Here is a 26,804-nt window from a genome sequence, read left to right as displayed (position 1 = left end):
CACCGGCACGCCGATCGCGGAGCTCGAGGCCGCGGTCGCGGACCCGGCCGCGCTGGGCCTGCCGCCGTACGCCGGCGGCCAGCTGGAGGGCTACCTCTTCCCGGCCACCTACGAGTTCGGGCCCCAGGACACCGCGGTCGACGTGCTGCGGGCGATGGTCGCCGAGTTCACCGCGACCGCCGAGCGGCTGCAGCTCGAGGAGCGCGCCGCCGCGGCCGGCCGGACGCCCGCCGAGGTGGTCACCGTGGCCTCGATGGTGCAGTCGGAGACCCGGCTGGACGAGGAGCGGGCCGACGTCGCGCAGGTCATCTACAACCGGCTCGACCAGGGTATCCCGCTCGGCATCGACGCCACCAACGCCTACGGGTTGGGCAAGAGCGGCGACGAGCTGACCGTCACCGACCTGGAGACCGACGGCCCGTACAACACGCGTACCCGGACCGGGCTGCCACCGACGCCGATCAGCAACCCCGGCGAGGCCAGCCTCGAGGCGGCGCTCGCGCCCAGCACCGGGGACCTCCTGTACTACGTGCTGGAGTCCGAGGACGGCAGCCACTTCTTCACCAGCGACTACGCGGAGTTCTTGGAGGCGCGGGCGCGGTGCGCCGCCGCGGGTCTCGGCTGCGGTGGCTGACGGGGCAGCTGCCGGGTCGGTTGCCGGGTCGAGGCGGGCCGCCGTCCTCGGCCGTCCGGTGGGGCACTCGTTGTCCCCCCGGCTGCACCGGGCGGCCTACGCCGCCCTGGGCCTGACCGACTGGACCTACGACGCCCTCGACCTCGGCGCCGACGAGGTGCCGGTGCTGCTGGCCGGGCTCGGTGAGGAGTGGCGCGGCTTCTCGGTGACCATGCCGTGCAAGCAGGCGGCGGTGGACGCCGCCGACGTCGTGGAGCCGCTGCCGCGCCTGCTGCACGCGGCGAACACCCTGGTCCGCACCGACGCCGGCTGGCGGGCCGAGAACACCGACGTCCTCGGCGTCGGCACGGCCCTGCAGCAGGCCGGGGTCACCCAGGTCACCCGGGGTGCCATCGTCGGCGCCGGGGGGACGGCGGCGGCCGCGGCCGTGGCGCTGGCCTCGCTGGGCGCGGAGCACGTCGACGTCGTCGTCCGCGAGCCGACGCGCGCCCGGGACCTGCTGCGGGTGCTCGACACCCTCGCCGTCCCGACGACGGTGGTGTCACTGACCGAGGCCGTCGTCGACGCCGAGGTCGTCGTGAGCACCGTGCCGGTCGGCGGTCAGCCGGTCGTGGCGGGGCTGCCGTGGACGGCGGACCAGACCGTCCTCGACGTGCTCTACGACCCGTGGCCCACGCCGCTGGCCACCCGTGTCGCGGAGGTGGGCGGCACCGTGGTCGGCGGCCTCGAGGTGCTCTTCTGGCAGGCGACCGCGCAGGTCGAGCTGATGACGGGGCGACCGGCGCCGCTCGCGGCGATGCGCGCGGCCCTCGAGGCCTGCTGACCGGCCGGTGCCCGTCGCGGACCTCCCGGTCGGGGCCGTCGTCGCGCTCGCCGCGACGGTCGCCGTCGTCGTCGGCCCCTGGCTGGCCCGGGCGTCGGTCCGGTTCGCCCGGCGGGACGACACCGCCGTCGCCGGCCCGCTGCGCACCGCGCTCACCGTCGTGCTGGTGGGCGCCGTCGTCGCCGGCGCGCTGCTGCTCACCGGCCTGCGCCCGGCCGCGGTCGCCCTGGCCTGGGCCGGCGCGGCCGGGGTGGTGCTGGGTGCGGTCGACCTCGCCGCCCACCGGCTGCCCGACCGGGTGACCGTGCCGGCGTACGCGGGGGTGGCGACGGCGCTGCTGGTCGACGCCGCCGCGCTCGGCACGTGGCCGGCACTGCTGCGCGCCCTGCTCGCCGCGGCGGCCGCCTTCGGAGTGGCCGCGTTCGCCGCCGTCCTCTCGCCGCGGGGGCTGGGTTTCGGCGACGTGAAGCTGCTGGGCCTGCTCGGCCTGGTGCTCGGCTGGGTCGGGTGGGGCGCGCTGCTGGCCGGCGTGTTCCTCGGCCTGGTCATCGGGGCGCTGGTCTCCCTGGTGCTGGTCGGGACCGGCCGGGCCGGCTGGCGCACCGCGCTGCCGTTCGGTCCGCCGCTCCTGGTGGGCGCGGTCCTCGCGCTGGCGCTGCAGGGGCCGGTCGGTCTCACCTGAGCGGGGCGGCCCCCTTCCCGGGTGGCCCCGTCCACAGGTTCACCGCGAACCTGCAAGGAGTGAGGAGGACGGGGTCCGTTCACGAGGGGTGGGGAGGAAGGCGGCCCCCTCTCCGGGGCCCGCCCCGAGCCTGCGAGGGGTGGGGAGGAAGGGGGTCCTTCTGCTGGCACAATCCAGAGCATGTTGCGCTGGCTGACCGCCGGTGAGTCGCACGGCCAGCAGCTCACCGCCATCCTCGAGGGCCTGCCGGCCGGCGTGCAGGTGCAGACGTCGGACCTCGATGCCGACCTCGCCCGCCGGCGGCTCGGCCACGGCCGCGGTGCTCGGATGTCCTTCGAGCAGGACGTCGTGACGCTGACCGGCGGGGTCCGGCACGGGCGGACCCAGGGCGGGCCGATCGCCGTGCAGGTGGGCAACACCGAGTGGCCGAAGTGGCAGACGGTGATGGCCGCCGACCCGGTCGACCCCGAGGTGCTCGCCGGCCAGGCCCGCAACGCCCCGCTCACCCGCCCACGGCCGGGCCACGCCGACCTGCCGGGCATGCAGAAGTACGGCTTCGACGACGCCCGTCCGGTGCTGGAGCGGGCCAGCGCCCGCGAGACCGCCGCCCGGGTCGCGCTCGGCGCGATCGCCCGGGCGTTCCTGCGTCAGGCTCTCGGCGTCGAAGTGGTCAGCCACGTGGTCGGCATCGGCCCGGTCGCCGTCCCCGACGGCGTCGTGCCCGGGCCGGAGGACAACCCGCGCATCGACGAGGACCCGGTGCGCTGCGCCGACCCGGAGACCAGCGCGCAGATGGTCGCCGAGGTCGACGACGCCCGGAAGAACGGCGACACCCTCGGCGGCGTCGTCGAGGTGGTCGCGCACGGCCTGCCACCGGGCCTGGGCAGCCACGTGCACTGGGACCGCCGGCTGGACTCCCGGCTGGCCGCTGCCCTCATGGGCGTGCAGTCGGTCAAGGCCGTGGAGGTCGGCGACGGGCTGGCCACCGCCCGCCGCCGCGGCTCGGTGGCCCACGACGAGATCGTGCTCGCCGACGGTCGCGTCCAGCGGCTCTCCGACCGGGCCGGCGGCATCGAGGGCGGCATGACCAACGGCGAGGTGCTGCGGGTCCGCGCCGCGATGAAGCCCATCTCGACCGTGCCGCGCGCGCTGGCCACCATCGACGTGGCCACCGGCGAGCCTGCGGTCGCGATCAACCAGCGCAGCGACGCCTGCGCGGTGCCCCGCGGCACCGTGGTCATGGAGGCGATGGTCGCGCTCGTCCTCGCCGACGCCGCCCTGGAGAAGTTCGGCGGCGACTCCCTGCCCGAGACCCGGCGCAATGCGCGGGGCTACCTCGACTCCCTGGTGGTCCGGTGAGCCGCCCCGTCGTCGTCCTCGTCGGGCCGCCGTCGTCGGGCAAGACGACCGTCGGCACCGCGCTGGCCGACCGGCTCGGGCTGCCGTTCCGCGACACCGACGCCGACGTCGCGGCCGCCGCGGGCCAGCCGGTCGCCGACCTCTTCGTCGAGCACGGGGAACCGCACTTCCGCGCCCTCGAGGAGCAGGCCGTCGCGGCCGCGCTGGACGAGCACGACGGCGTCCTGGCCCTCGGCGGCGGGGCGGTGCTCAGCGCCGCCACCCGCGAGCGGCTGGTCGGCTACGCGCGCGCCGGCGGAACCGTCGTCTGGCTGGACGTCGACCTCGCCTCGGCCGCCGAGCGGGTCGGGCTGGACCGCAGCCGCCCGGTGCTCGGCCTCAACCCGCGGGCCACGCTGCGTGCCCTCCTGGCCGGGCGCGCCCCGCTGTACGCCGAGGTCGCCACCGTGACGGTGACCACCGGCGGCCGGGAGCCCGGCGAGGTGGTCGCCGAGGTGGCCGCCGCCCTCCCCGAGCGGGCCACGCCGTGAGGCGGGTGACCGTCCGCGGGGACCGGCACTACGACGTCGTCATCGGGTCGGGGGCCCAGCACGAGATCGGCCTGGTGCTGGCCGGCACCGCCCGCGCGGCCGTCGTCCACCCGCGGCCGCTGGCCGGGCTGGCCGGCGCGGTGGTGGAGGGGCTGCAGACCGCCGGGGTGGCGGCCGAGGCCGTCGTCGTCCCCGACGGGGAGGCGGCCAAGACCGCCGAGGTCGCCGCCGGCGTGTGGGAGGAGCTCGGCCGGCTCGGGCTCACCCGCTCCGACGCGGTGGTCGGCGTGGGCGGGGGCGCGGTCACCGACCTCGCCGGCTTCGTGGCCGCCACCTGGACCCGCGGTGTGCGGGTCGTGCAGGTGCCGACGAGCGTGCTCGGCATGGTGGACGCCGCGGTGGGCGGCAAGACCGGCATCAACACCGGCGCCGGCAAGAACCTCGTCGGCGCCTTCCACCCGCCGGTCGCCGTCCTCGCCGACACCGACGTCCTGGCCGGGCTGCCCGAGGCGGAGTTCCGCTCCGGGATGGCCGAGGTGGTCAAGTGCGGCTTTATCGCCGACGGCACGATCCTCGGCCTGCTCGAGGCCGACCCGGCCGGCCGCCGCGACACCGAGGAGCTCATCGAGCGCGCGGTGCGGGTCAAGGCCGACGCGGTGGGGGAGGACCTCTACGACACCGGCGTCCGCGAGTTCCTCAACTACGGGCACACCCTGGCCCACGCCATCGAGCGGGTGGAGGACTTCGGCTGGCGGCACGGCGAGGCGGTCGCCGTCGGGATGCGCTTCGCCGCCGAGCTCGCCGGACAGGCCGGCCTGCTCACCCGCGACGAGGTCGACCGGCACTCCCGGCTGATCGCCGCAATGGGTCTGCCGACCCGCTACACCGGTGACTGGGACCGCATCCAGTCGGTCATGCGGGTGGACAAGAAGGCCCGCGGCGCCTCCCTGCGGTTCGTCGTCCTGGACGGCATCGGCAACCCGCGCATCCTCGCCGACCCCGACCAGGCCTGGCTGGACGCCGCGTGGGCGGCGGTGTGTGGGGGGACTGCGTGACCATCCAGGTGCTCAACGGGGCCAACCTCGGCCGGCTCGGGACGCGAGAGCCCTCGACGTACGGGTCGACGACCCACGCCGAGCTCGTCGACCTGATCGCCGGGGCGGCCGACGAGCTGGGCCTGGAGGTGCAGGTCCGCCAGACCGACGACGAGGGCGAGCTGCTGCGCTGGGTGCACGCCGCGGCCGACGCCGGCGACCCGGTGGTGATCAACCCCGGGGGCTGGTCGCACACCTCGGTGGTGCTGCACGACGCCCTGGCGATGCTCACCGCGCCGCTGGTCGAGGTGCACATCAGCAACATCCACCGGCGCGAGGAGTTCCGGCACCACTCCTACGTCTCCCGCGTCGCCGACGGGGTGATCGCCGGGCTCGGGGTGCAGGGGTACGTCCTCGCCCTGCGCTGGCTGGCCGATCGGGGGGCGTCGTGAGGCGACAGGGAGTGAGCATCGCAGCGAGGTCACGGAGCCGACAGGGAGTGAGCATCGCAGCGAGCTCTGCGAGCGAGGAGCGGAGCGACCGCGGAGCCGAACGGAGGGCATGGTGAGGTACGCGGAGCGCCGGGAGCGGCTGCGGGCGACGGCGACCGAGAGGGAGCTGGACGCCGTCCTGGTGACCAACCTGCTCAACGTGCGCTACCTGACCGGCTTCACCGGCTCGAACGGGGCGCTGCTGCTGCGCACCGACGGCACCGACGTCTTCGGCACCGACGGCCGCTACACCACCCAGGCCGGCACGCAGGTGCCCGACATCGAGCTGCTCGTCGACCGCGCGACCGTGACGGCCCTGGCACGGGAGGCGGTGGGCCGGGGCGCCGGGCGGATCGGCTACGAGAGCCATCACCTGACCGTCGACGGCCTGCGCGCCCTGGAGTCGGTGCTCGCCGACGCCGCCGCGGGTGGGACCGTGGCCGAGCTGACCAGCGTGCAGCGGGCGGTCGAGGCCCTGCGCGTGGTCAAGGACGACGACGAGGTCGACGCACTGCGCCGGGCCTGCGCGGTCGCCGACGCCGCGCTGGCCGAGCTGGCCGCCGAAGGGGCGCTGCGGCCGGGGCGCACCGAGCTGCAGGTCGGCCGCGAACTCGACGCCCGGATGCTGGCGATGGGCGCCGAGGCGCCGTCCTTCGAGACGATCGTGGCCACCGGTGCCAACTCCGCCGTCCCGCACCACCGGCCCGACTCCACCGAGCTGCGGGCCGGCGACTTCCTCAAGCTGGACTTCGGCGCGACCGTCGACGGCTACCACTCCGACATGACCCGCACGCTGGTGCTCGGCGAGGCCGCCGACTGGCAGCGCGAGGTGTACGAGCTGGTGGCCGCCGCCCAGGCCGCCGGCCGGGCGGCGCTGGGCGTCGGCGCGGACGTGGTCGCCGTCGATGCGGCCGCCCGCGACGTCATCGCCGCCGCCGGCCACGGCGGGCACTTTCCGCACGGCCTGGGCCACGGGGTGGGCCTGGAGATCCACGAGGCGCCGGGCATCGGTCAGCTGGGCGCGGGTACGCTGGCCGCCGGCATGGCCGTCACCGTGGAGCCGGGCGTCTACCTGCCCGGCCACGGCGGTGTCCGGATCGAGGACACGCTGATCGTCACGGACGACGAGCCCGAGTTGTTGACCCTCACGAGCAAGGAACTGCTGGTCCTCTAGATGGCTACCACCAACGACCTCAAGAACGGCCTGGTCCTCAACCTCGACGGCCAGCTCTGGACCGTCACCGATTTCCAGCACGTCAAGCCGGGCAAGGGTGGCGCCTTCGTCCGCACGACGCTGAAGAACGTGCTCTCGGGCAAGGTGGTCGACAAGACCTTCAACGCCGGCACCAAGGTGGACACCGCCACCGTCGACAAGCGGTCGATGACCTATCTGTACAAGGACGGCACCGACTTCGTCTTCATGGACGGCGAGACCTACGACCAGATCCACGTGCCGACCGAGACCGTCGGCGGGGGAGCGGACTACCTGCTCGAGAACACCGAGGTCGTCGTCGCCGTCCACGAGGGCACCCCGCTCTACGTGGAGCTCCCGGTGACCCTCGAGCTCGTCGTCGAGCACACCGACCCGGGCCTGCAGGGCGACCGATCCACCGGCGGCACCAAGCCCGCGACGCTGGAGACCGGCGCGCAGATCCAGGTGCCGTTGTTCGTCAACACCGGCGACAAGCTCAAGGTCGACACCCGCGACGGCCGGTACCTCGGCCGCGCCAACTGACGCTCCGGTCCATGGCTGCCCGCAGCAAGGCGCGCAAGCGCGCCGTCGACGTCCTCTACGAGGCCGACGTCCGCGGCAGCGAGCCGCTGGAGCTGCTCCGCGAGCGGGTGATCCTGGCCTCCCCGCCGATCCCCGACCACGCCGTCCGGTTGGTCGAGGGCGTGGCGGAGCACTCCGCCCGGATCGACGAGCTGATCGACCGGCACGCGCACGGCTGGTCGATCGACCGGCTGCCCGACGTCGACCGCGCGATCCTGCGGATGGCCGTCTTCGAGCTGCTGTGGGTCGAGGACGTCCCCGACGCCGTCGTCATCGACGAGGCCGTCGAGCTGGCCCGGTCGCTGTCCACCGATCATTCGCCGGCCTACGTCAACGGCGTCCTGGGCGCGATCCTCGACGCCGAGGTGCCGACCAGCTGAAGAAGGACCCCGTCCTCCCCGCCCTTCGCAGGCTCAGGGCGGTGTCCGGGACGGGGCCGGAACGCTCGAGAGCCCACTCCGACGACCGGAGTGGGCCCTCGGTATTCAGTGAACGTCGCGGCGGGCGAAGAGGACGACGCCGAGGACGACGGCCGCCACGGCCACCGCACCGAGGACCAGGCCGCCCTGCAGGTTGCTCACCAGGACCTCCCGGGTCTCGCCGACGATGCTGCCCGTCGCCGGATCGATCGTCTCCTCGAAGATGAACACGATGTGCCCGCCCGGGCTCAGCAGCCCTGCGGCGCTGCTGGTCAGCAGCCAGGGCTGCCAGGCCGGGCGCAGCACCGCGGCGGCGATCTCGACGACGGCGAAGTAGACGAACCCGATGCCCAGCGCCGCCCCGGTGTTGCGCACCAGGGAGGTCAGGCCGAACCCGCCGATCGCGGCCAGGACGGTGAGCAGCACGCCGCGCGCCTGGGTGCCGAACAGCTGGCCCCAGAAACCGTCCGGGACGCCGCGGCCGTCGCCCGCCGTCGCGTCGAGGACGACCACCGTGGCCAGCCACGCGGCCTGGAGCCCGACAGCGAGCACCAAGGCGCCGAGGACCAGCACCGCCAGCTTCACGGCCATGACGCGCACCCGGCGGGGCTCCCAGAACAGGAGGGACACCAGCGACCGGGTGGACCACTCCGCACCGATCCAGGTGGCGCCCAGCAGGAAGGCCAGCGCCGCACCGGCCACGGCCGAGCCGAGCACTCCCGGGACGGCGTCCTGCGCGAGGGAGAACGGCGGGTCGCTGAGGAACATGCCGAGGTCGAAATCGGCGGTAGTCACCGGGGGTCCGCAAGCTTCCTCGACCGTGATGTCGGGCGGCAGGTCGGTCGGCGGATTCGCCAGGCAGTCCCGGCGGAACTGCTCGTTCTCGACCACCATGCGGTCGATCTCCGCCTGCGCGGCGGCCAGCTCGGCCTCCGTCGGCATCCCGAAGCTGGTCAGGCCGACCACGGTCTCGACCAGCGCGCCCAGCACCGCCAGGCCGAAGATCACTTGGACGAACCGCCGGGCGCGGAACCGGTGCAGCTCGGCGCGCAGGAGGCTGCCCGTGCGGGCCGTGGCGGGCCGCTCCTCCGGGCGGGCGGACGGTGGCTCGACGACGGTGCTCATACCGGCTCCCCGGTGATCGCGAGGAAAGCGGTCTCGAGATCGGCGTGCACCGGGGTGAGCTCCTCCAGGTAGTGCCCGTGGGCGGCCAACAGGCGGGTGATCTCGCCGGGCGCGGGCACGCCGTGGAGCGCCAGCGCCGGCCCGCGGGCGTCGTCGAAGGGGGAGAAGGCGACGCCGGCCGTGGCCAGCACCGCGGCGGCCGACTCGCGGTCGGGCACGCGGATCACGACGTCGTTCGTCGCGCGCCCGGCCAGCACCTCGCTCACCGGACCGGAGGCCACGCGACGGCCGCGGGTCAGGATGGTGACCGAATCGGCCACCTGCTGGATCTCGGCGAGCAGGTGGGAGGAGAGCAGCACGGTGGTGTGCCCGTCGCGGCCGAGGCGGCGGATCAGCTCGCGGACGTCGCGGATGCCGGCCGGGTCCAGCCCGTTGCTCGGCTCGTCGAGGATCAGCAGCCGGGGCCGTTTGAGCAACGCCGCGGCGATGCCCAGCCGCTGCTTCATCCCGAGCGAGTAGCCCTTGAACCGGTCGCCGGCCCGCTCGCGCAGGTCGACGGTCTCGAGGCACTCCTCGACCCGGCTGCGGGGCACGCCAGCGACCTCGGCCAGCAGCTGCAGGTTGCGGCGGCCGGAGAAGGTGGGGAAGAACAGCGGGGTCTCGACCAGCGCGCCGACGCCCCCGACCACCTCCGGGAGAGCCTCGGGCACCGGGCGGTCGAAGATCCGCGCCGTCCCCGAGTCGGCGGAGACCAGGCCGAGCAGCACCCGGATCGACGTCGTCTTGCCGGAGCCGTTGGGGCCGAGGAACCCGTGGACGCCGCCGGACTCGACCAGCAGGTCGAGATCGTCGAGCGCCTTCTGCGGAGGGCGCCCGCGACGACCGCGGTACGTCTTGGTCACCGCCTCCATGACCACTGCCGGCATGGCGCCTCTCCTGGGGACGGTGGGATCAGGGCTGCACCGTGGCACACGGCCGTGGTTCTGCACAGGAGGCGCCGATACGGACAGATCGCGTCGCAAGTACCGGCGTCGCGACAGCGCAACGGTCCCCTGTCGGCAGCTGCCACAGGGAACCGTTGTCCGAGGAGCTACTCCTTCGCGGGGCCCTGGCGGTCCGTCTTCGCGTTCGAGACAGACGGGGCATCCGATGGACGAGCCCCTCCCGGCCCCGGACCGGGACGCACCCGTGGGAGCTGTCCGACCGGTCGTTCAGGACTCGGGTAACCGCCGCGCTTCTGGAAGTCCGACGAGCTGGGCTCCCGTGTCCCGGGCCGAGGCAGGCTCTTGTCCCGGCGGCTCATGCGGTCTCCTCGAACTCGAGGTACTCGATCTCGTCCCAGCGTAGGAGAAGCCCAGGCGCTCCGTCAGGCCGCAGCGGACGTGCGTCGTCGTCGAGCTCGAAAGCACCTGAGACAGGGTCGACGATCAACTGCTCACTCGAGAAGAGGTCCCCCGCTTCCGGGAAGCCGGATGCGTAGGACTGGAGTCCAGCGGACGTCGTGCCATAGATGCCAGCCAACCAGCTACCTGACTTGAGCCGGACGCGGACGATGCCGGGGCGGTTCTGTCTCCAGAGATGGTCCCACGCGCGTGGCTCTGGGGACGAGCCCGTCAGCAGCCGCACCCACCGCCATCGCTGTTTCTGCCCGTAGCCGACCAGACTGCCGGCAACTGTCGGCAGGACGACGTAGGCGAGGGCGATGATCTGCACCAAGAGCCACGGGACGTCGCCCTCGCCGAGGCGACCGGATGCGACATACCCGCGGTAGAGCCAGAATTCCACACCCGAGAAGACGGCCTGGAACACCGCCGAGGCTGCGAGGAAGCGGATGAGTCGGTCGCCGAGTGAGGCGCCAAAGGATCCGGCAACCCGCTCGAGCGCGAAGGTGTACGCAGCTCCCGGCAGCAGGAAGAGCAGTGCCACCGCCAGCGCCTGGAACGTGGAGATCACATTGCCAACTGATCATGCACCTCTGACGATCCATGTCCCGGAGCAGGAGAGCCGCTCGAGGCTGCCGAGAGATCAGCGCGGGCTGCGGCGGCGCTCCCAGTTCGGGTTGACCTCGTCCTCGTCCTCGTCGCCACCGAAGCCGACGACGCTCTCCATGCCGGGGGAGAGGACGCCCCACTCGATGAGCCGGCTGGTGAGCTCGTCGGGGCTCATGTCGTAGATGATCGCCAGCGACTTGAGGTCCTCGGCGCGGATGGAGAGGACCTTGCCGTTGTAGTCGTGCCGCTGCGCCTGGATGGTGGAGGCGTAGCGCGCCAGCGGGCCGGCCTCGTCGGCGGGCAGCGAGCCCAACGACTCGAGGTTGAGCACGATCTTCGTGGTCGAGGTGACCGCCGAGCTGGGCCGCGGGTCAGGGAGCAGCTCGGACACCGGGACGCCGTAGAAGACGGCGAGCTCGGAGAGCCGCTGCACCGTCACGGCGCGGTCGCCGCGCTCGTAGGAGCCGACGACCACGGCCTTCCAGCGGCCGTGGGACTTGTCCTCGACTCCCTGGAGCGAGAGCCCCTGCTGGTTGCGGATGGCGCGGAGCCGGGCACCGAGGGCCCGTGAGTAGTCGGTGCTCATCGCGTCTGCTCACTGTCCGTCGTCGGGGGCGGGTTGTCGTCACGGAGCGTACTGGTCGAGCGGGATCGGCGACACCAGGACACTCCTCCGGGTCAGAAGGCCCGACCGTGCCGCCCGCTGGCGCGGCGCGGGTCACATGCGGTCGTGCAGTACCGTCGTCGCCGGTCCGACCACTCCTTTAACGACCCGTCCCGTGAGGCGGGGAAGGAGGCCTGATGGCCAGCTCGCCCGAGCCTGCCCGCGGTGACGCACCGTCGCCGTCCGCACTGCTCTCCGCCGCCGACGTCACCCGCGTCGTCGACCGGATGTCCCACCAGCTCATCGAGCGCGCGGCCGCTTCCGGGCACGCCGCCGCGTCCGACGGCGGCCTCGCCGACCTGGTGCTCGTCGGCATCCCGACCCGCGGCGCCCCGCTGGCCCGCCGGCTCGCCGCCCGGATCGAGGCCTTCGCCGGCAGCCCCATCGACGTCGGCACCGTCGACATCACCCTCTACCGCGACGACCTGCGCATGCGCGGCGTCCGAACGCTGGAGGAGACGGTGCTGCCCGAGAGGGGCATCGACGGCCGGCTCGTCGTCCTGGTGGACGACGTCCTGTACTCCGGCCGGTCGGTGCGCGCGGCGCTCGACGCGCTGCGCGACCTCGGCCGTCCGCGCGCGGTGCAGCTGGCGGTGCTCGTCGACCGCGGCCACCGGGAGCTGCCGATCCGCGCCGACTACGTGGGCAAGAACCTGCCGACGTCCCGCAGCCAGTCGGTGAAGGTGCGGCTGGCCGAGGTGGACGGCGTCGACGAGGTCCTCGTGACGGAGGGGCCGGCGTGAGGCGACAGGGAGTGGGCATCGCGGCGAGGTCACGGAGCCGACAGGAAGTGAGCATCGCAGCGAGCTCTGCGAGCGAGGAGCGGAGCGACCGCGGAGCCGAACAGGGGATCACAGCGTGAAGCGGCACCTGCTGGAGTCCGCGGACCTCGACCGCGCCGACGCCACCCTGGTCCTGGACACCGCCGCCCAGATCGACGCCGCGCTGGCCGGCCGCGAGGTGAAGAAGCTGCCGACCCTGCGCGGCCGCACGGTGGTCAACCTCTTCTTCGAGGACTCCACCCGCACCCGGATCAGCTTCGAGCTGGCCGCCAAGCGTCTCTCCGCCGACGTCATCAACTTCTCGGCGAAGGGCAGCAGCGTCTCCAAGGGGGAGAGCCTCAAGGACACCGCGCTGACGCTGGAGGCGATGGGCAGCGACGCCATCGTCGTCCGCCACCACGCCTCGGGGGCGCCGCACCGGCTGGCCACCTGGGTGCGCGGCAGCGTCGTCAACGCCGGTGACGGCACCCACGAGCACCCCACCCAGGCGCTGCTCGACGCCTACACGATCCGGCAGCGGCTCGGCCGGCTCGAGGGCGTGCGCGTCGCGATCGTCGGCGACGTCCTGCACAGCCGGGTGGCCCGCTCCAACGTGCGGCTGCTGGCCACGCTCGGCGCCGAGGTCACCCTGGTCGCCCCGCCGACGCTGCTGCCGGTGGGCGTCGGCAGCTGGCCGGCCGAGGTCTCCTACGACCTGGACGCCGTCCTGCCCAAGGCCGACGTGGTGATGATGCTGCGGGTCCAGGCCGAGCGGATGAACGCCTCGTTCTTCCCCAGCGCCCGCGAGTACAGCCGCCGCTACGGCCTCGACGCGCGCCGGATGGGAGCCCTGGGGGACGAGGCGATCGTCATGCACCCGGGCCCGATGAACCGCGGCATGGAGATCGCCGCCGAGGTGGCCGACTCCGTCCGCTCGACGATCGTCGAGCAGGTCGGCAACGGGGTCTCCGTGCGCATGGCCGTGCTGTACCTGCTGCTCGGAGGGAACGAGCCTGCATGAGCTACCTGATCAAGGGCGCGCGCCCCTACGGCGAGGACGCCGCCGACATCCTCGTGGAGGACGGCCGGATCGCCGCGGTCGGCGAGTCGCTGTCGGCGGCCGGCGCCGAGGTGGTCGACGGCGCCGGGCTGGTCGCGCTGCCCGGACTGGTCGACCTGCACACCCACCTGCGCGAGCCCGGCCGGGAGGACGCCGAGACGGTGGAGACCGGCAGCCGCGCCGCGGCGCTGGGCGGCTACACCGCGGTGCACGCCATGGCCAACACCGACCCGGTCGCCGACACCGCCGGCGTTGTGGAGCAGGTGTGGCGGCTCGGCCGGGACGCCGGGCTGGTCGACGTCGTCCCGGTCGGCGCGGTCACCGTGGGGCTGCGCGGCGAGCGGCTGGCCGAGCTCGGCGCGATGGCCGACTCCGCGGCGCGGGTGCGGGTCTTCTCCGACGACGGGCACTGCGTCAGCGACCCGGCCCTCATGCGGCGGGCGCTGGAGTACGTCAAGGCGCTGGACGGCGTCGTCGCCCAGCACGCGGAGGAGCCCCGGCTGACCGCCGGTGCCCAGATGCACGAGGGCGACCGCTCGGCGCGGCTGGGGCTCACCGGCTGGCCGGCCGCGGCCGAGGAGGCGATCATCGCCCGCGACGTGCTGCTCGCCGGGCACGTCGGCGCGCGGCTGCACGTCTGTCACGTGTCGACGTCGGGGTCGGTGGAGATCCTCCGCTGGGCCAAGGGCCGCGGCGTCCAGGTGACCGCCGAGGTGACCCCCCACCACCTGCTGCTCACCGACGAGTGCGCGGAGAGCTACGACCCGGTGTTCAAGGTGAACCCGCCGCTCCGGACCGACGCCGACGTCGAGGCGCTGCGGGTCGGTCTGGCCGAGGGCGTCATCGACGCGGTCGCCACCGACCACGCGCCGCACGCGGTCGAGGACAAGGAGACCGAGTGGGCCAGCGCCCGGCCCGGGATGCTCGGCCTGGAGCAGGCGCTGTCGGTGGTTGTCGCGACGATGGTCGAGACGGGCCTGCTCGACTGGCGCGGCGTCGCCGACCGGATGTCGGCGCGCCCGGCCGCCATCGGCCGGCTCGACGGTCACGGCCGCCGGCTCGCACCGGGTGAGCCCGCCAACCTGCTGCTGCTGGACCCCGGCACGCGCGCGGCCGTCGACCCCGCCGCGCTGGCCAGCCGCAGCCGCAACAGCCCGTATGCCGGCCGGGAGCTCCCCGGCCGGGTGGTCGCGACGTTCCTGCGGGGCGAGGCGACCGTGCTCGACGGAAAGGCAACACGGTGACCAAGCCGCCCCTCTCCCGCGAGATCTGCACACTCGTGGGTTTCGCCGGGCTGAGAGCCCCGAGTGTGCAGATCTCGCGGACGAGGATGGAGGACAAGTGACAGACGCGATCCTCGTCCTGGAGGACGGGCGCACGTTCCGGGGCGAGGCCTACGGCGCGGTCGGGACGACGGTCGGCGAGGCGGTGTTCGCCACCGGGATGACCGGCTACCAGGAGACGCTGACCGACCCCAGCTACGCCGGGCAGATCGTCACCATGACCGCGCCGCACATCGGCAACACCGGGGTCAACGGCGAGGACGACGAGAGCCGCCGCATGTGGGTGGCCGGCTTCGTCGTCCGCGACCCCGCCCGCCGCCCGGCGAACTGGCGGGCCACCGGCAGCCTGGACGACGAGCTCGTGGCCCAGGGCGTCGTCGGCATCAGCGGGATCGACACCCGCGCGCTGACCCGGCACCTGCGCGAGCGCGGCGCCATGCGGGCCGGCATCAGCAGCGGGGGCCTGTCGGCCGAGGAGCTGCTGACCCGGGTGCGCGCGGCGGAGAGCATGACCGGCGCCGACCTCGCGCCGGCCGTCACCGCGAACGACCCCTACGTCGTCCCGGCGGTGGGGGAGCGGCGGTTCACCATCGCCGCGCTCGACCTCGGCATCAAGACCGCCACCCCGAAGGCCCTGGCCGCCCTCGGCGTGGAGACCCACGTGCTGCCCGCGACCGCCACCGCCGAGGATCTGCTCGCCGCCGGGCCCGACGGCGTCTTCCTCTCCAACGGCCCGGGCGACCCGGCCGCCGCCGACTACGCGGTCGAGGCGGTGCGCGGGGTGCTCGACGCCGGCCGCCCGCTGTTCGGCATCTGCTTCGGCAACCAGATCCTCGGCCGCGCGCTGGACCTGGGCACCTACAAGCTGCGCTTCGGCCACCGCGGCCTCAACCAGCCGGTGCTCGACCGGGTCAGCGGCACGGTGCGGGTCACCAGCCACAACCACGGCTTCGCCGTCGACGCCCCGCTCGACCGGCCCACCGACACCCCCTACGGGCGGGTGGAGGTCAGCCACGTGGGCCTCAACGACGACGTGGTGGAGGGGCTGCGCTGCCTCGACGTCCCTGCGTTCAGCGTGCAGTTCCACCCCGAGGCCGCCGCCGGCCCGCACGACGCCGCGCCGCTGTTCGGCCGCTTCGTCGACCTCATGGAGACCGCCCGCACCGGGGACGCGCAGGCCGGGGGGCCGCCGCCGCAGGTCGAGCACAGCACAGCAGAGAAGAGCGCCTGATGGCAGAGGGACTGCACCACACGCACGACGTCAGCGGCCGATGCGACGGGGAAGAGGCCTGACCGTGGCAGCGGGGCGGCAGTCGGTGCACGACGTCAGTGGCCGACGGAACAGGGAAGAGGCCTGATCGTGCCGAGAAGGACAGACATCCACCACGTGATGGTGATCGGCTCCGGGCCGATCCTCATCGGCCAGGCCGCCGAGTTCGACTACTCCGGCACCCAGGCCTGCCGGGTGCTCAAGGCCGAGGGGTTGCGGGTCAGCCTGGTCAACAGCAACCCGGCCACGATCATGACCGATCCGGAGATCGCCGACGCCACCTACGTGGAGCCGCTGACGCCGGAGTTCGTCGAGAAGGTCATCGCCAAGGAGCGCCCCGACGCGCTGCTGGCCACCCTCGGCGGGCAGACCGCGCTCAACATCGCCATCGGCCTGTACGAGAACGGCGTGCTGGAGAAGTACGGCGTCCGGCTGATCGGCGCCGACGTCGACGCGATCAACCGCGGCGAGGACCGGCAGCAGTTCAAGGACATCGTCCGCTCGATCGGGGCCGACGCACCCCGCTCGCGGGTGTGCTCCACCGTCGAGGAGGCGCTGGAGACCGCCGCCGAGGTCGGCTACCCGGTCGTCATCCGGCCCAGCTTCACCATGGGCGGGCTGGGCTCGGGCTTCGCCACCGACGAGGCGATGCTGCGCCGGATGGCCGGCCACGGCCTGGCCGACTCCCCGGTGTCCACCGTGCTCATCGAGGAGTCGGTGCTCGGCTGGAAGGAGTACGAGCTCGAGCTGATGCGCGACCGCAGCGACAACGTGGTCGTGATCTGCTCGATCGAGAACGTCGACGCGATGGGGGTGCACACCGGTGACTCGGTGACCGTCGCGCCGGCGATGACGCTCACCGACCGCGAGTACCAGCGGATGCGCGACGTCGGCATCGCGGTGCTGCGCGAGGTCGGCGTCGACACCGGCGGCTGCAACATCCAGTTCGCGGTGAACCCGGCCGACGGCCGGCTGGTCGTCATCGAGATGAACCCCCGGGTCTCGCGGTCGAGCGCCCTGGCGTCGAAGGCCACCGGCTTCCCGATCGCCAAGATCGCCGCGAAGCTGGCCATCGGCTACACCCTCGACGAGATTCCCAACGACGTGACCGGTGTCACCCCGGCCGCCTTCGAGCCGACGCTGGACTACGTCGTCGTGAAGATCCCGCGGTTCGCGTTCGAGAAGTTCCCCGGCGCCGACCCGCGGCTGACCACCACGATGAAGAGCGTCGGCGAGGTCATGGCGATGGGCCGCAACTTCCCGGAGGCGCTGGGCAAGGCGATGCGGTCCACGGAGACCAAGGTCGCCGGCTTCTGGACCGGGGCGGACGACCAGCGCTCCGCCGAGGAGCTGCTCGAGGCCCTGCGCACGCCGGTCGACGGCCGGCTCTACGTCGCCGAGGCCGCGCTGCGCGCCGGGGCGACCGTCGAGCAGGTCGCCGGGGCCAGCGGGTTCGACCCGTGGTTCGTCGATCAGATCGCGCTGGTCGGCGAGGTCGGGGCCGAGGTCCGCGACGCGCCGTCCCTCACCGCGGAGCTGCTCCGCCGGGCCAAGCGGCACGGCCTGTCCGACCGGCAGATCGCCGCGCTGCGATCCGAGCTGGCGGGCGAGGACGGCGTCCGGACGCTGCGCCGGCGGCTGGGCGTCCGGCCGGTCTACAAGACCGTCGACACCTGCGCCGCCGAGTTCGCCGCCCGCACGCCGTACCACTACTCCTCCTACGACGAGGAGACCGAGGTCGAGCCGCGGGAGAAGCCGGCCGTGCTGATCCTGGGCTCCGGCCCCAACCGGATCGGGCAGGGCATCGAGTTCGACTACTCCTGCGTGCACGCGGTCATGGCGCTGCAGGACGCCGGCTACGAGGCGGTGATGGTCAACTGCAACCCCGAGACCGTCTCCACCGACTACGACACCGCCGACCGGCTGTACTTCGAGCCGCTGACCTTCGAGGACGTCCTCGAGGTGGTCGAGGCCGAGCGCGCCGCCGGCCCGGTCGCCGGGGTCATCTGCACCTTGGGCGGGCAGACCCCGCTGGGGCTGGCGCAGCGGCTCAAGGACGCCGGCGTCCCGGTGCTCGGCACCGCCCCCGAGGCGATCGACGCCGCCGAGCACCGCGGCTCGTTCTCCCGGGTGCTGGCCGACACCGGGCTGCCGGCGCCCGCTCACGGCACGGCGACGGCCTTCGCCGAGGCGCGCGAGATCGCCGCGCGGATCGGTTACCCCGTGCTCGTCCGGCCCTCCTACGTGCTCGGCGGCCGCGGCATGGAGATCGTCTACGACGACGCCACGCTCGAGGCCTACATCGCCAAGGCCACCGACGTCAGCCCCGAGCACCCGGTGCTGGTCGACCGCTTCCTCGAGGACGCCGTCGAGATCGACGTCGACGCGCTCTTCGACGGCTCCGAGCTCTACCTCGGCGGGGTCATGGAGCACATCGAGGAGGCCGGCATCCACTCCGGCGACTCGGCCTGCGCGCTGCCGCCGATCACGCTGGGCAGCGCCGACCTGGTGCGCATCCGGGCGGCGACGGAGAAGCTCGCGGCCCGGATCGGCGTGCGCGGGCTGGTGAACGTCCAGTACGCGATCAAGGACGACATCCTCTACGTGATCGAGGCCAACCCCCGGGCCAGCCGCACGGTGCCGTTCGTCTCCAAGGCCACCGCGGTGCAGCTGGCCAAGGCCGCGGCCCGGATTGCGGTCGGCGAGTCGATCGCCGAGCTGCGCGCGGCGGGCGTGCTGCCGGCGTCCGGCGACGGCGCCGACCTGCCCGAGGACGCCCCCATCGCGGTCAAGGAGGCGGTGCTGCCCTTCCACCGGTTCCGCACGGTCGAGGGGCACAACGTCGACACGGTGCTCGGCCCGGAGATGAAGTCCACCGGCGAGGTCATGGGCCTCGACACCGGTTTCGGGACGGCGTTCGCCAAGTCCCAGGCCGCGACCTACGGCTCGCTGCCCACCGAGGGCACGGTGTTCGTCTCGCTGGCCAACCGGGACAAGCGCTCGGCGATCTTCCCGGTCAAGCGGCTGGCCGACCTCGGCTTCCGCGTGCTGGCCACCGCCGGCACGGCGCAGGTGCTGCGTCGCAACGGGGTGGCCTGCGAGGTGGTCGGCAAGTTCAGCGACGGCCCGGGCAACGTCGTCGAGCGGATCACCGCCGGGGACGTCGACATCGTGGTCAACACGCCGTTCGGCTCGCCGGGCAACAGCGGGCCGCGGCTCGACGGCTACGAGATCCGCACGGCGGCGGTGAGCCAGGGCGTCCCGTGCATCACCACGGTGCAGGGGCTGGCCGCCGCGGTCCAGGCCGTGGAGGCGCTGCGCCGCGGGGACGTCGGCGTGCGCAGCCTGCAGGAGGTCCACGCGGCGCTGGCCGGGGGCACCCTCGGCGGGCCGAGCACCTTCGCCGGCACCTCCGCGTGACCGTGCCGCTCTCCCCACCGTCGCAGGCCGCGGCGCTCCGGCGAGTGCGGGACGACCTCGCCGGCCGCGGGCTGGTCGACGGCCTGCCCGCGGCGTTCCTCGCCGGCGTGACCCGCTTCGCGCGGCCGCCGCAGGCCGAACTCGACGCGCTGGCCGCAGCGGCCCGCGGGCTGGCGGACCGGCTCGCCGCAGGGCAGGCCGGTGACGAGGACGTCCCGCTGCTGACCCGGGTGCTGTTCTTCGCCGGCCACGCGGACGTGCTCGCCGCCGCCGGGGTGCCGACGCCGGCCTACGACGTCCTGGGCTCCTACCGGGACAACCTGGACCGGCCCGTCGGCCCGCGGCTGCCGGAGCGGCCCACCGCGGGCGGGCGGCGCTGGCGGGTGCTCGGGAGGGACGTCGGCTTCCCGATCGGCGTGCCCGCCTGCGTCCTGAACGGCGGCGAGGACTGGGTGGCGCACTTCGCGCGCAACGGCTACAGCGTGCTGACCTACAAGACCGTCCGCAGCCGCGCGCACCAGCCCAACCAGCAGCCCAACTGGGTGTTCGCGCAGCGGCAGGCGCAGAGCCTGCCGCCGGGCGCGGCCGCCGAGGTCATCGCCGACCCGTGGGACTGGGTCGCACCCGGCTCGCCCGCGGTCAGCACGGTCAACTCCTTCGGCGTCCCCTCCCTGACGCCGGAGGAGTGGATGGCCGACCTCGAGCGCTCCCTGGCGGTCCTCGGCGACGACCAGCTGCTGCTGGTCAGCGTGATGGGCGAGGACGCCGACGGTGAGGGAGCCGGGGCGTTGGTCGAGGACTTCACCCGGACCGCACGGATGGCGGAGGAGGCGGGTGCGCCCGTCGTCGAGCTCAACCTCTCCTGCCCCAACACGCTCGACCGCTCGGCGTCCGGCGTGAAGCCGCCGCTGTGCCTGGACGCCGACGCCACCGTCGCCGTCGTGGAGCGCGTGCGCCGGGCACTGGACGACCGCACCGGGCTGGTCGCCAAGCTCTCCTGGCTCGACGAGGAGCGGCTGGCCGCGCTGGTGCCGCGGCTGGCGCCGCTGGTCGACGGCGTCGCGGGGATCAACACCCTGCAGAGCCGGGTTCGCCGCAGCGACGGGTGGGCGACCTTTCCCGGCCGGGAGCTGGCGGGCTTGTCAGGGGCTGCCATTCGTGAGTCCGCTCTCGACTTCACCCGGCGGCTGGTCACGCTGCGCGAGGCCGCCGGCCGGCGCTTCGACGTCCTGGCGATGGGCGGGGTCACCGACCCGGCGTCGTTCGAGGCGCTGTTCGCCCTCGGCGCCGACGCGGTGCAGTCGGCCTCCGGCGCCTTCGCGAACCCGTACCTGGCCCGCGACTGCATCGCTGCGCTGGGGGAGACGCTGCCGCGCGCGCTGGAGCCGGCCCGGTGACGCTGCCGCCGACGACTCCGCCGTTCGGCCGGCGGCTCGCCGACGCCGTGGCCGCCCGGGGGCCGCTGTGCGTCGGCATCGACCCGCACGTGCCGCTGCTGGAGCGCTGGGGGCTGGCGGACAGCCCGGAGGGTCTGGCCCGGTTCACCGACGCGGTCGTCGACGCCCTCGCCGGCACCGTCGCCGTCCTCAAGCCGCAGCTGGCCTTCTACGAGCGGCACGGCTCGCGCGGCCTGGCCGTCCTCGAGGACGGCGTCGCCCGCGCCCGCGCCGCCGGGGCCCTCGTCCTGCTCGACGCCAAGCGCGGCGACATCGGCTCGACGATGGACGCCTACGCCGACACCCTGCACCCCGGCCACCCGCTCGCCGCCGACGCCCTGACGGTCAGCCCCTACCTCGGCCCGGGCGCGCTGCAGCCGGCCGTCGACACCGCCCGGCAGCACGGTGGCGGACTCTTCGTGCTGGCCCGCACCTCCAACCCGGACGCCGGCACGCTGCAGAACGCGGTCGCGGGGGAGCGGACCGTCGCGCAGGTCGTCGTCGACACCGTGCGCGGTTGGAACACCCCCGGCTGGGTCGTCGGCGACCCGCTGCCCGACCTCGGCTCCGTGCAGGACCGGGCGAGCCGGTCCGGGCCGGCGACCGGCTCCTTCGGCGTGGTCGTCGGCGCCACCCTGCGCGGCCTGGACGTCGACCTCGCCGGCCTCGGCGGCCCGGTGCTCGCCCCCGGGCTGGGCGCCCAGGGCGGCTCGGTCGCCGACCTGCGCCGGCTGTTCGGCCGGGACACCGCCGTCGTCCCCACCGTGTCGCGGGACGTGCTCGCCGCCGGCCCCGACCCGGCGGGCCTGCGGGCGGCCGCGGAGCGCTGGGCCGCGGAGCTGGCCCGGTGAGGAGGGCGGCCCGTGCGGAGCCGGCCGGTCCGGCCTCCCACCTGCGGGTTCACCGACCGGTCCGGCGTGTCGTACATGGCGTGTCGGGACGGGGTCTTCCGGGAGTCGCACCGGTGTCCGTGGACGACGACCGTCGTTGACCTGCGTGGATGACCGTCCGTCATCGCGGTGGGCGACGCAGTGTGACCGTAAGCTCACCGAAAGCGGGAAACCCACGGTTCGGACGGGCGTGACCTGCGCATATAGCGAGAGCTAGGTTGGCCGACAGGCTCAGCAGTGAGCTCTGCCCCCGACACAGCCCGAGCCCCCGCCGGTCGAGCCGATGGCCGGCGACGACAGATTGGGTCGCACCATGCCCCTCCCTGACCTGTCCCCCGAACAGCGCGCCGCCGCTCTCGAGAAGGCGGCGGCCGCCCGCAAGACCCGCGCCGAGTTGCGTGAACGGCTCAAGAGCAAGGGCGCCACGGTCGGTGACGTCCTGCGCCAGGGCGAGACCGACGAGGTGATCGGCAAGATGCGGGTCTCCGCGGTCCTGGAGTCCCTGCCCGGTGTGGGCAAGGCCCGGGCTGCGAAGATCATGGAGCGGCTCGAGATCTCCCCGACCCGCCGGGTGCGCGGTCTGGGTGCCAACCAGCGCAGGGCCCTCGAGAACGAGTTCGGCGGCGAGAAGGTCGCGGCCGAGCAGGTCCCCGTCGAGGGCTGACCCGCACGACGAGGCACCCGGAGGTCGAGGACGACGAGTGGTACCTGCTGCCGAGGAGCACACCCCGGCACGGCTGACCGTGCTCTCCGGCCCCTCCGGGGTCGGCAAGGGCACGGTCGTGGCGGAGGTCCGGCGCCGGTACCCGGAGGTGTGGGTCTCGGTGTCGGCCACCACCCGCCGTCCCCGTCCCGGTGAGGTCGACGGGGTCCACTACCACTTCGTCGACGACGTCGAGTTCGACCGGTTGATCGCCGAGGACGGCTTGATCGAGTGGGCCGAGTACGCCGGTAACCGCTACGGCACGCCGGCCGCACCGGTGCGCGATCGCCTCGCCATCGGGGCGCCGGCGCTGCTGGAGATCGAGCTCCAGGGCGCTCGCCAGGTCCGGGCCCGCGACGCCGGCGCCCAGTTGGTCTTCCTGGCCCCGCCGTCGTGGGCCGAGCTGGTCAGCCGCCTCGCCGGGCGGGGCTCCGAGCCGCCGGCCGTCCAGGAGCGGCGGCTGGCGATCGCCCAGGCCGAGCTCGACGCCGCCGGGGAGTTCGACGTGGTGGTCGTCAACGACGACGTGGCTCGGGCTGCGGACGAGTTGGTAGGATTGCTGACTGCGCCGTCGCCCGGGTTCCTCCGGAGCAGTGGCGCCTCCGAGTGACGGGGCCCGGCGCCGCCGCCCGCCACCCCCGACTGACGAGCTGAGGAGCACGCCCGCCCGTGTCCGGAGTCGCACCCGCCCCCGAGGGCATCACCAACCCGCCGATCGACGAGCTGCTCGAGCGCACCAGCAGCAAGTACGGCCTGGTGATCTTCGCCGCCAAGCGCGCGCGCCAGATCAACGCCTACTACAGCCAGCTCTCGGAGGGTCTGCTGGAGTACGTCGGCCCGCTGGTCGACACCGCTCCCCAGGAGAAGCCGCTCTCGATCGCGCTGCGCGAGATCAACGAGGGGCTCCTGACCCACACCGCCGGCGACAACTAGACGACGGTCCCCGCTCTCGGCCTCCCTGCAGGGCCCCGGCCCCGTCCCGGGCACCGCCCCGAGCCTGCGAGGGGCGGGGAGGACGGGGTCCTTCTCCGAGTGGCGGGGGGCAGGGAGGTCCTTCGGCATGAGCCGGATCGTGCTCGGCGTCAGCGGGGGCGTGGCCGCCTACAAGGCCGCGCTGCTGGTGCGTGCGTTCACCGAGTCGGGGCACGACGTCCGGGTCGTCCCGACGCCGGCCGCGCTGCGCTTCGTCGGCGCGGCGACCTTCGAGGCGCTGTCGGGCAACCCGGTCACCACGGACGTCTGGGCCGACGTCGACGAGGTGGCCCACGTCCGCATCGGGCAGACCGCCGACCTGGTCGTCGTCGCACCGGCCACCGCCGACCTGCTCGCCCGCGCCGCGACCGGCCGGGCCGACGACCTGCTCACCGCCAGCCTGCTCACCGCGCACTGCCCGGTCGTGTTCGCCCCGGCCATGCACACCGAGATGTGGCTGCACCCGGCCACGCAGGACAACGTCGCCACCCTGCGCCGCCGCGGCGCGGTCGTGCTGCCGCCCGCCGTCGGCCGGCTCACCGGCCCGGACTCCGGCCCCGGCCGGCTGCCCGAGCCCGCCGACATCGCCGCGCTCGCCTCGGTCGTGCTCGCCGCCGGCCCGGCGGCCCTCGCCCCCGACCTCACCGGCCGTCGCGTCGTGGTCAGCGCGGGGGGCACCCGCGAGCCGCTCGACCCGGTCCGCTACCTCGGCAACCGCTCGTCGGGCCGGCAGGGCTGGGCGCTGGCCCGCGTCGCCGCCGCCCGCGGCGCCGAGGTCGTGCTCGTCGCGGCCAACGTGGAGCTGCCCGCGCCCTTCGGCGTCCGCGTCGCCCCGGTGGGCACGGCCGAGGAGCTGCGGACGGCGGTGGTGGCGGAGTCGGCGGAGGCAGACGTGGTCGTCATGACCGCCGCGGTGGCCGACTTCCGGCCCGCGTCGGTCGCCGCCACCAAGCTGAAGAAGGACAGCGCCGCCGAGCCCGACGCCGTCCCGCTGGTGCGCAATCCCGACGTCCTCGCCGAGCTGGTCACCAAGCGGCCGGCCGGGCAGCTCGTCGTCGGCTTCGCCGCCGAGACGGGGGACGACGACGCGGACGTCCTCACCCACGCCCGTGCCAAGCTCGCCCGCAAGGGCTGTGACCTGCTCGTGGTGAACGACGTCTCCGGCGGCCGGGTGTTCGGCCGGCCGGACAACGCCGCCGTCGTCCTCGCCGCCGACGGCACGGCCACCGAGCTGGCCGAGGGCAGCAAGGACGCGGTGGCCGCCGGCATCTGGGACGCCGTCACCCCGCGGCTGCCCTGAGCCGGCGGGGACACGCACGGCGCGCCGCCGGCCCTCGCCGGTAACGTGCCACCCGACGCCTGCCCGACCCGGCAGGCCCGATCAGTCCCCGACCCTAGGAGTCCCGAGTGCCACGCCGCCTCTTCACGTCCGAGTCGGTGACCGAGGGCCACCCGGACAAGATCGCCGACCAGATCAGCGACTCGATCCTCGACGCGATGCTCGCGCAGGATCCGCACAGCCGGGTGGCGGTCGAGACGCTGATCACCACCGGCCAGGTCCACATCGCCGGCGAGGTCACCACCGCCGGCTACGTCGACATCGCCGACATCGTCCGGCAGACGATCCTCCGGATCGGTTACGACTCCTCGCGCAAGGGCTTCGACGGCGCCTCCTGCGGGGTGAGCGTCTCGATCGGCTCGCAGTCGCCGGACATCGCCCAGGGCGTCGACACCGCCTACGAATCGCGCACCCAGGCGGAGCTGCACCAGCAGACCGAGGCGACCGAGGACGTCATCGCCCGCCAGGGGGCCGGCGACCAGGGCCTGATGTTCGGCTACGCCACCGACGAGACCCCCGAGCTCATGCCGCTGCCCATCGCCCTGGCGCACCGGCTCTCGCGTCGGCTGTCGGCGGTCCGCAAGGACGGGTCGGTGCCCTACCTGCGGCCCGACGGCAAGACCCAGGTCACCGTGGCCTACGAGGACGACCGGCCGGTCGGCGTCGACACCGTGGTCGTCTCCTCCCAGCACGCCGAGGACATCTCGATCGAGCAGCTGCTCACCCCGGACGTGCAGGAACTGGTGGTCGAGCCCGAGCTCGCCGCCCTCGGCCTGCCCACCAGCGGCTACCGGCTGCTGGTCAACCCGACCGGCAAGTTCGTCATCGGCGGCCCGATGGGCGACGCCGGACTGACCGGCCGCAAGATCATCGTCGACACCTACGGCGGCATGGCCCGGCACGGCGGCGGCGCCTTCTCCGGCAAGGACCCGTCCAAGGTCGACCGCTCCGGGGCCTACGCGATGCGCTGGGTGGCCAAGAACGTCGTCGCCGCCGGGCTCGCCCGCCGCTGCGAGGTCCAGGTCGCCTACGCGATCGGGACGGCGCACCCGGTCGGACTGTTCGTCGAGACGTTCGGCACCGGCACGGTCGCCGACGACGTGCTCGAGAAGGCGATCGGCGCGGTCTTCGACCTGCGCCCGGGTGCGATCGTGCGCGATCTGGACCTGCTGCGCCCGATCTACGCGCCGACGGCCGCGTACGGCCACTTCGGCCGCACCGACGTCGAGCTGCCGTGGGAGCGGCTGGACCGGGTCGACGCCCTGCGCTCGGCCGCGGGGGTCTGACGAAGGACCCCTCTGCCCCCACCGCTCGCAGGCTCGCGGTGGGTCCCTGCAGAGGGGCCGCCCGCCCTCCTCACCGCTCGCACGCCCGGGGGCGAGCCTCTGGACCGGGCCGGCGTCACCGGCGGACGGCGTGTCGCAGGATGGGACAGATGGTGTCGGGTGAGACGACGTGGTCGGTCGAGCAGGCCGTGGCCTACGGCGGACAGGTGCTGAGCGGCGAGCGGCTCCGTCTGCGTGGCCTGCGGGAGGACGACCTTCCCGACCTCGTGCGCTGGTGGCAGGATCCCGAGCTCGGCGTCCTCCAGAAGGGCTCCGTGTCCCCGCCGTCGGAGGCGGCCGCCCGCGAGCTGTTCACCCGGTGGAGCGCCAACCAGGACGGCGGGGCCGGGTTCAGCATCGAGACGCTTCCCACCGACGACCAGCCACCCACGTTGGTGGGTCACCTGAGCCTGTCCGACGTGCGGCCGAGGACCCGGTCGGCGACCTTCGCGATCGGACTCGGCCCCGCTCACCTGGGCCGGGGCTACGGGAGCGAGGCGACCCGGCTGGCCGTCCGCTACGGGTTCTGGGAGATGAACCTGCACCGCATCCAACTCGTCGCGTTCGCCTTCAACCAGCGCGCCGTGGCGGCCTACCGGAGCGCCGGTTTCCGGGAGGAGGGCCGTCGCCGTGACGCGCTCTTCCACGACGGCCGCTATCACGACGAGGTCCTGATGAGCGTGCTGTCGACGGACTGACCAACCTATGAGGTCGAAGTCAAGTCGGGCTTGGAGCGTTCTTGGGTAAGGGTGATCGGCTCGCCGGTGTCCGGTCGAGCTGATCTTGACGTTGGGGTTGTGTGCGCGTGCGTGTGGGCGG

General features: G+C 73.9%; 27 protein-coding genes. 23 read left to right on the top strand and 4 right to left on the bottom strand.

Annotation, left to right across the window (positions count from 1 at the left end; translation table 11 throughout):
• The 10 genes from mltG to nusB all read left to right on the top strand — a co-directional run.
• The coding region (gene mltG / locus E4P41_RS15800; RefSeq protein ID WP_135142229.1) for an endolytic transglycosylase MltG at positions 1-634 on the top strand (634 nt) is incomplete at its 5' end.
• Entirely contained in the window at positions 627-1,457 is an 831-nt protein-coding gene (locus E4P41_RS15795) for a shikimate dehydrogenase (protein ID WP_135142228.1), read from the top strand. The genes mltG and E4P41_RS15795, both read left to right, overlap by 8 nt.
• Before the next feature lie 7 nt (positions 1,458-1,464).
• Positions 1,465-2,139 carry a prepilin peptidase gene (locus E4P41_RS15790; RefSeq protein WP_135142227.1) on the top strand — a complete coding sequence of 225 codons (675 nt, stop codon included), beginning with the start codon at positions 1,465-1,467 and terminating at the stop codon, positions 2,137-2,139.
• A 180-nt stretch (positions 2,140-2,319) separates the two neighbouring features.
• Positions 2,320-3,498, top strand: coding sequence for a chorismate synthase (aroC, locus tag E4P41_RS15785; protein ID WP_135142226.1), 1,179 nt, complete (start codon positions 2,320-2,322; stop codon positions 3,496-3,498).
• Positions 3,495-4,028, top strand: a complete 534-nt coding sequence (locus tag E4P41_RS15780; RefSeq protein WP_135142225.1) for a shikimate kinase — start codon at positions 3,495-3,497, stop codon at positions 4,026-4,028. Before aroC ends, E4P41_RS15780 begins: the two co-directional genes overlap by 4 nt.
• A 5-nt stretch (positions 4,029-4,033) precedes the next feature.
• Entirely contained in the window at positions 4,034-5,083 is a 1,050-nt protein-coding gene (gene aroB, locus E4P41_RS15775; RefSeq protein WP_245177388.1) for a 3-dehydroquinate synthase, read from the top strand.
• Positions 5,080-5,514, top strand: coding sequence for a type II 3-dehydroquinate dehydratase (gene aroQ, locus E4P41_RS15770; RefSeq protein WP_135142223.1), 435 nt, complete (start codon positions 5,080-5,082; stop codon positions 5,512-5,514). The genes aroB and aroQ overlap by 4 nt, the downstream gene beginning before the upstream one ends.
• A 109-nt stretch (positions 5,515-5,623) precedes the next feature.
• Positions 5,624-6,727: a Xaa-Pro peptidase family protein gene (locus E4P41_RS15765; RefSeq protein WP_135142222.1), complete on the top strand. Its 1,104-nt coding sequence runs from the start codon at positions 5,624-5,626 to the stop codon at positions 6,725-6,727.
• Complete coding sequence (gene efp / locus E4P41_RS15760) at positions 6,728-7,288, top strand: elongation factor P (RefSeq protein ID WP_135142221.1); 561 nt, start codon at positions 6,728-6,730, stop codon at positions 7,286-7,288. It abuts the gene before it with no gap.
• 11 nt (positions 7,289-7,299) lie between these two features.
• Positions 7,300-7,707, top strand: coding sequence for a transcription antitermination factor NusB (nusB, locus tag E4P41_RS15755; protein WP_135142220.1), 408 nt, complete (start codon positions 7,300-7,302; stop codon positions 7,705-7,707).
• Positions 7,708-7,812: 105 nt separating this feature from the next.
• Here the strand turns inward: nusB and E4P41_RS15750 are convergent, their stop codons facing one another.
• The 4 genes from E4P41_RS15750 to E4P41_RS15735 form a co-directional block, all read right to left on the bottom strand.
• Positions 7,813-8,871, bottom strand: a complete 1,059-nt coding sequence (locus tag E4P41_RS15750; RefSeq protein WP_135142219.1) for a hypothetical protein — start codon at positions 8,869-8,871, stop codon at positions 7,813-7,815.
• Positions 8,868-9,797, bottom strand: a complete 930-nt coding sequence (locus tag E4P41_RS15745) for an ABC transporter ATP-binding protein (RefSeq protein WP_135142218.1) — start codon at positions 9,795-9,797, stop codon at positions 8,868-8,870. The genes E4P41_RS15750 and E4P41_RS15745 overlap by 4 nt, the downstream gene beginning before the upstream one ends.
• Before the next feature lie 373 nt (positions 9,798-10,170).
• Positions 10,171-10,824, bottom strand: a complete 654-nt coding sequence (locus E4P41_RS15740) for a DUF6338 family protein (RefSeq protein WP_135142217.1) — start codon at positions 10,822-10,824, stop codon at positions 10,171-10,173.
• Between the two features lie 72 nt (positions 10,825-10,896).
• Complete coding sequence (locus tag E4P41_RS15735) at positions 10,897-11,448, bottom strand: transcriptional regulator (RefSeq protein ID WP_135142216.1); 552 nt, start codon at positions 11,446-11,448, stop codon at positions 10,897-10,899.
• A 215-nt stretch (positions 11,449-11,663) separates the two neighbouring features.
• On the opposite strand from E4P41_RS15735, the gene pyrR reads away from it, so the two are divergent.
• The 13 genes from pyrR to E4P41_RS15670 all read left to right on the top strand — a co-directional run bounded on the left by pyrR (position 11,664) and on the right by E4P41_RS15670 (position 26,683).
• Positions 11,664-12,269: a bifunctional pyr operon transcriptional regulator/uracil phosphoribosyltransferase PyrR gene (gene pyrR, locus E4P41_RS15730; RefSeq protein WP_135142215.1), complete on the top strand. Its 606-nt coding sequence runs from the start codon at positions 11,664-11,666 to the stop codon at positions 12,267-12,269.
• A 115-nt stretch (positions 12,270-12,384) separates the two neighbouring features.
• Entirely contained in the window at positions 12,385-13,308 is a 924-nt protein-coding gene (locus tag E4P41_RS15725) for an aspartate carbamoyltransferase catalytic subunit (protein ID WP_135142214.1), read from the top strand.
• Complete coding sequence (locus tag E4P41_RS15720; protein WP_135142213.1) at positions 13,305-14,591, top strand: dihydroorotase; 1,287 nt, start codon at positions 13,305-13,307, stop codon at positions 14,589-14,591. The genes E4P41_RS15725 and E4P41_RS15720 overlap by 4 nt, the downstream gene beginning before the upstream one ends.
• A gap of 97 nt (positions 14,592-14,688) precedes the next feature.
• Entirely contained in the window at positions 14,689-15,861 is a 1,173-nt protein-coding gene (gene carA / locus E4P41_RS15715; protein ID WP_135142212.1) for a glutamine-hydrolyzing carbamoyl-phosphate synthase small subunit, read from the top strand.
• A gap of 129 nt (positions 15,862-15,990) precedes the next feature.
• A complete protein-coding gene (carB, locus tag E4P41_RS15710; protein WP_135142211.1) occupies positions 15,991-19,320 on the top strand; it encodes a carbamoyl-phosphate synthase large subunit in 3,330 nt (1,109 codons plus the stop codon).
• A complete protein-coding gene (locus E4P41_RS15705) occupies positions 19,317-20,717 on the top strand; it encodes a dihydroorotate oxidase (RefSeq protein ID WP_245177387.1) in 1,401 nt (466 codons plus the stop codon). Before carB ends, E4P41_RS15705 begins: the two co-directional genes overlap by 4 nt.
• A complete protein-coding gene (pyrF, locus tag E4P41_RS15700; RefSeq protein ID WP_245177386.1) occupies positions 20,714-21,607 on the top strand; it encodes an orotidine-5'-phosphate decarboxylase in 894 nt (297 codons plus the stop codon). The genes E4P41_RS15705 and pyrF overlap by 4 nt, the downstream gene beginning before the upstream one ends.
• 352 nt (positions 21,608-21,959) lie before the next feature.
• On the top strand, positions 21,960-22,310 hold the full coding sequence (mihF, locus tag E4P41_RS15695; protein ID WP_135142210.1) for an integration host factor, actinobacterial type: 351 nt from the start codon (positions 21,960-21,962) through the stop codon (positions 22,308-22,310).
• 37 nt (positions 22,311-22,347) lie between these two features.
• Positions 22,348-22,959 carry a guanylate kinase gene (gmk, locus tag E4P41_RS15690; protein WP_135142209.1) on the top strand — a complete coding sequence of 204 codons (612 nt, stop codon included), beginning with the start codon at positions 22,348-22,350 and terminating at the stop codon, positions 22,957-22,959.
• Positions 22,960-23,018: 59 nt separating this feature from the next.
• Entirely contained in the window at positions 23,019-23,282 is a 264-nt protein-coding gene (gene rpoZ, locus E4P41_RS15685; RefSeq protein WP_089305624.1) for a DNA-directed RNA polymerase subunit omega, read from the top strand.
• Positions 23,283-23,409: 127 nt separating this feature from the next.
• Complete coding sequence (gene coaBC, locus E4P41_RS15680; RefSeq protein WP_135142208.1) at positions 23,410-24,621, top strand: bifunctional phosphopantothenoylcysteine decarboxylase/phosphopantothenate--cysteine ligase CoaBC; 1,212 nt, start codon at positions 23,410-23,412, stop codon at positions 24,619-24,621.
• A 107-nt stretch (positions 24,622-24,728) separates the two neighbouring features.
• Positions 24,729-25,946: a methionine adenosyltransferase gene (gene metK, locus E4P41_RS15675; RefSeq protein ID WP_135142207.1), complete on the top strand. Its 1,218-nt coding sequence runs from the start codon at positions 24,729-24,731 to the stop codon at positions 25,944-25,946.
• Positions 25,947-26,095: 149 nt separating this feature from the next.
• On the top strand, positions 26,096-26,683 hold the full coding sequence (locus E4P41_RS15670) for a GNAT family protein (protein WP_135142206.1): 588 nt from the start codon (positions 26,096-26,098) through the stop codon (positions 26,681-26,683).
• The last annotated feature ends 121 nt before the right edge of the window (positions 26,684-26,804 follow it).

The sequence above is a fragment of the Geodermatophilus sp. DF01-2 genome, from assembly GCF_004571065.1.
Lineage (GTDB): Bacteria > Actinomycetota > Actinomycetes > Mycobacteriales > Geodermatophilaceae > Geodermatophilus.
This window is presented reverse-complemented; position numbering and strand designations above follow the sequence as displayed.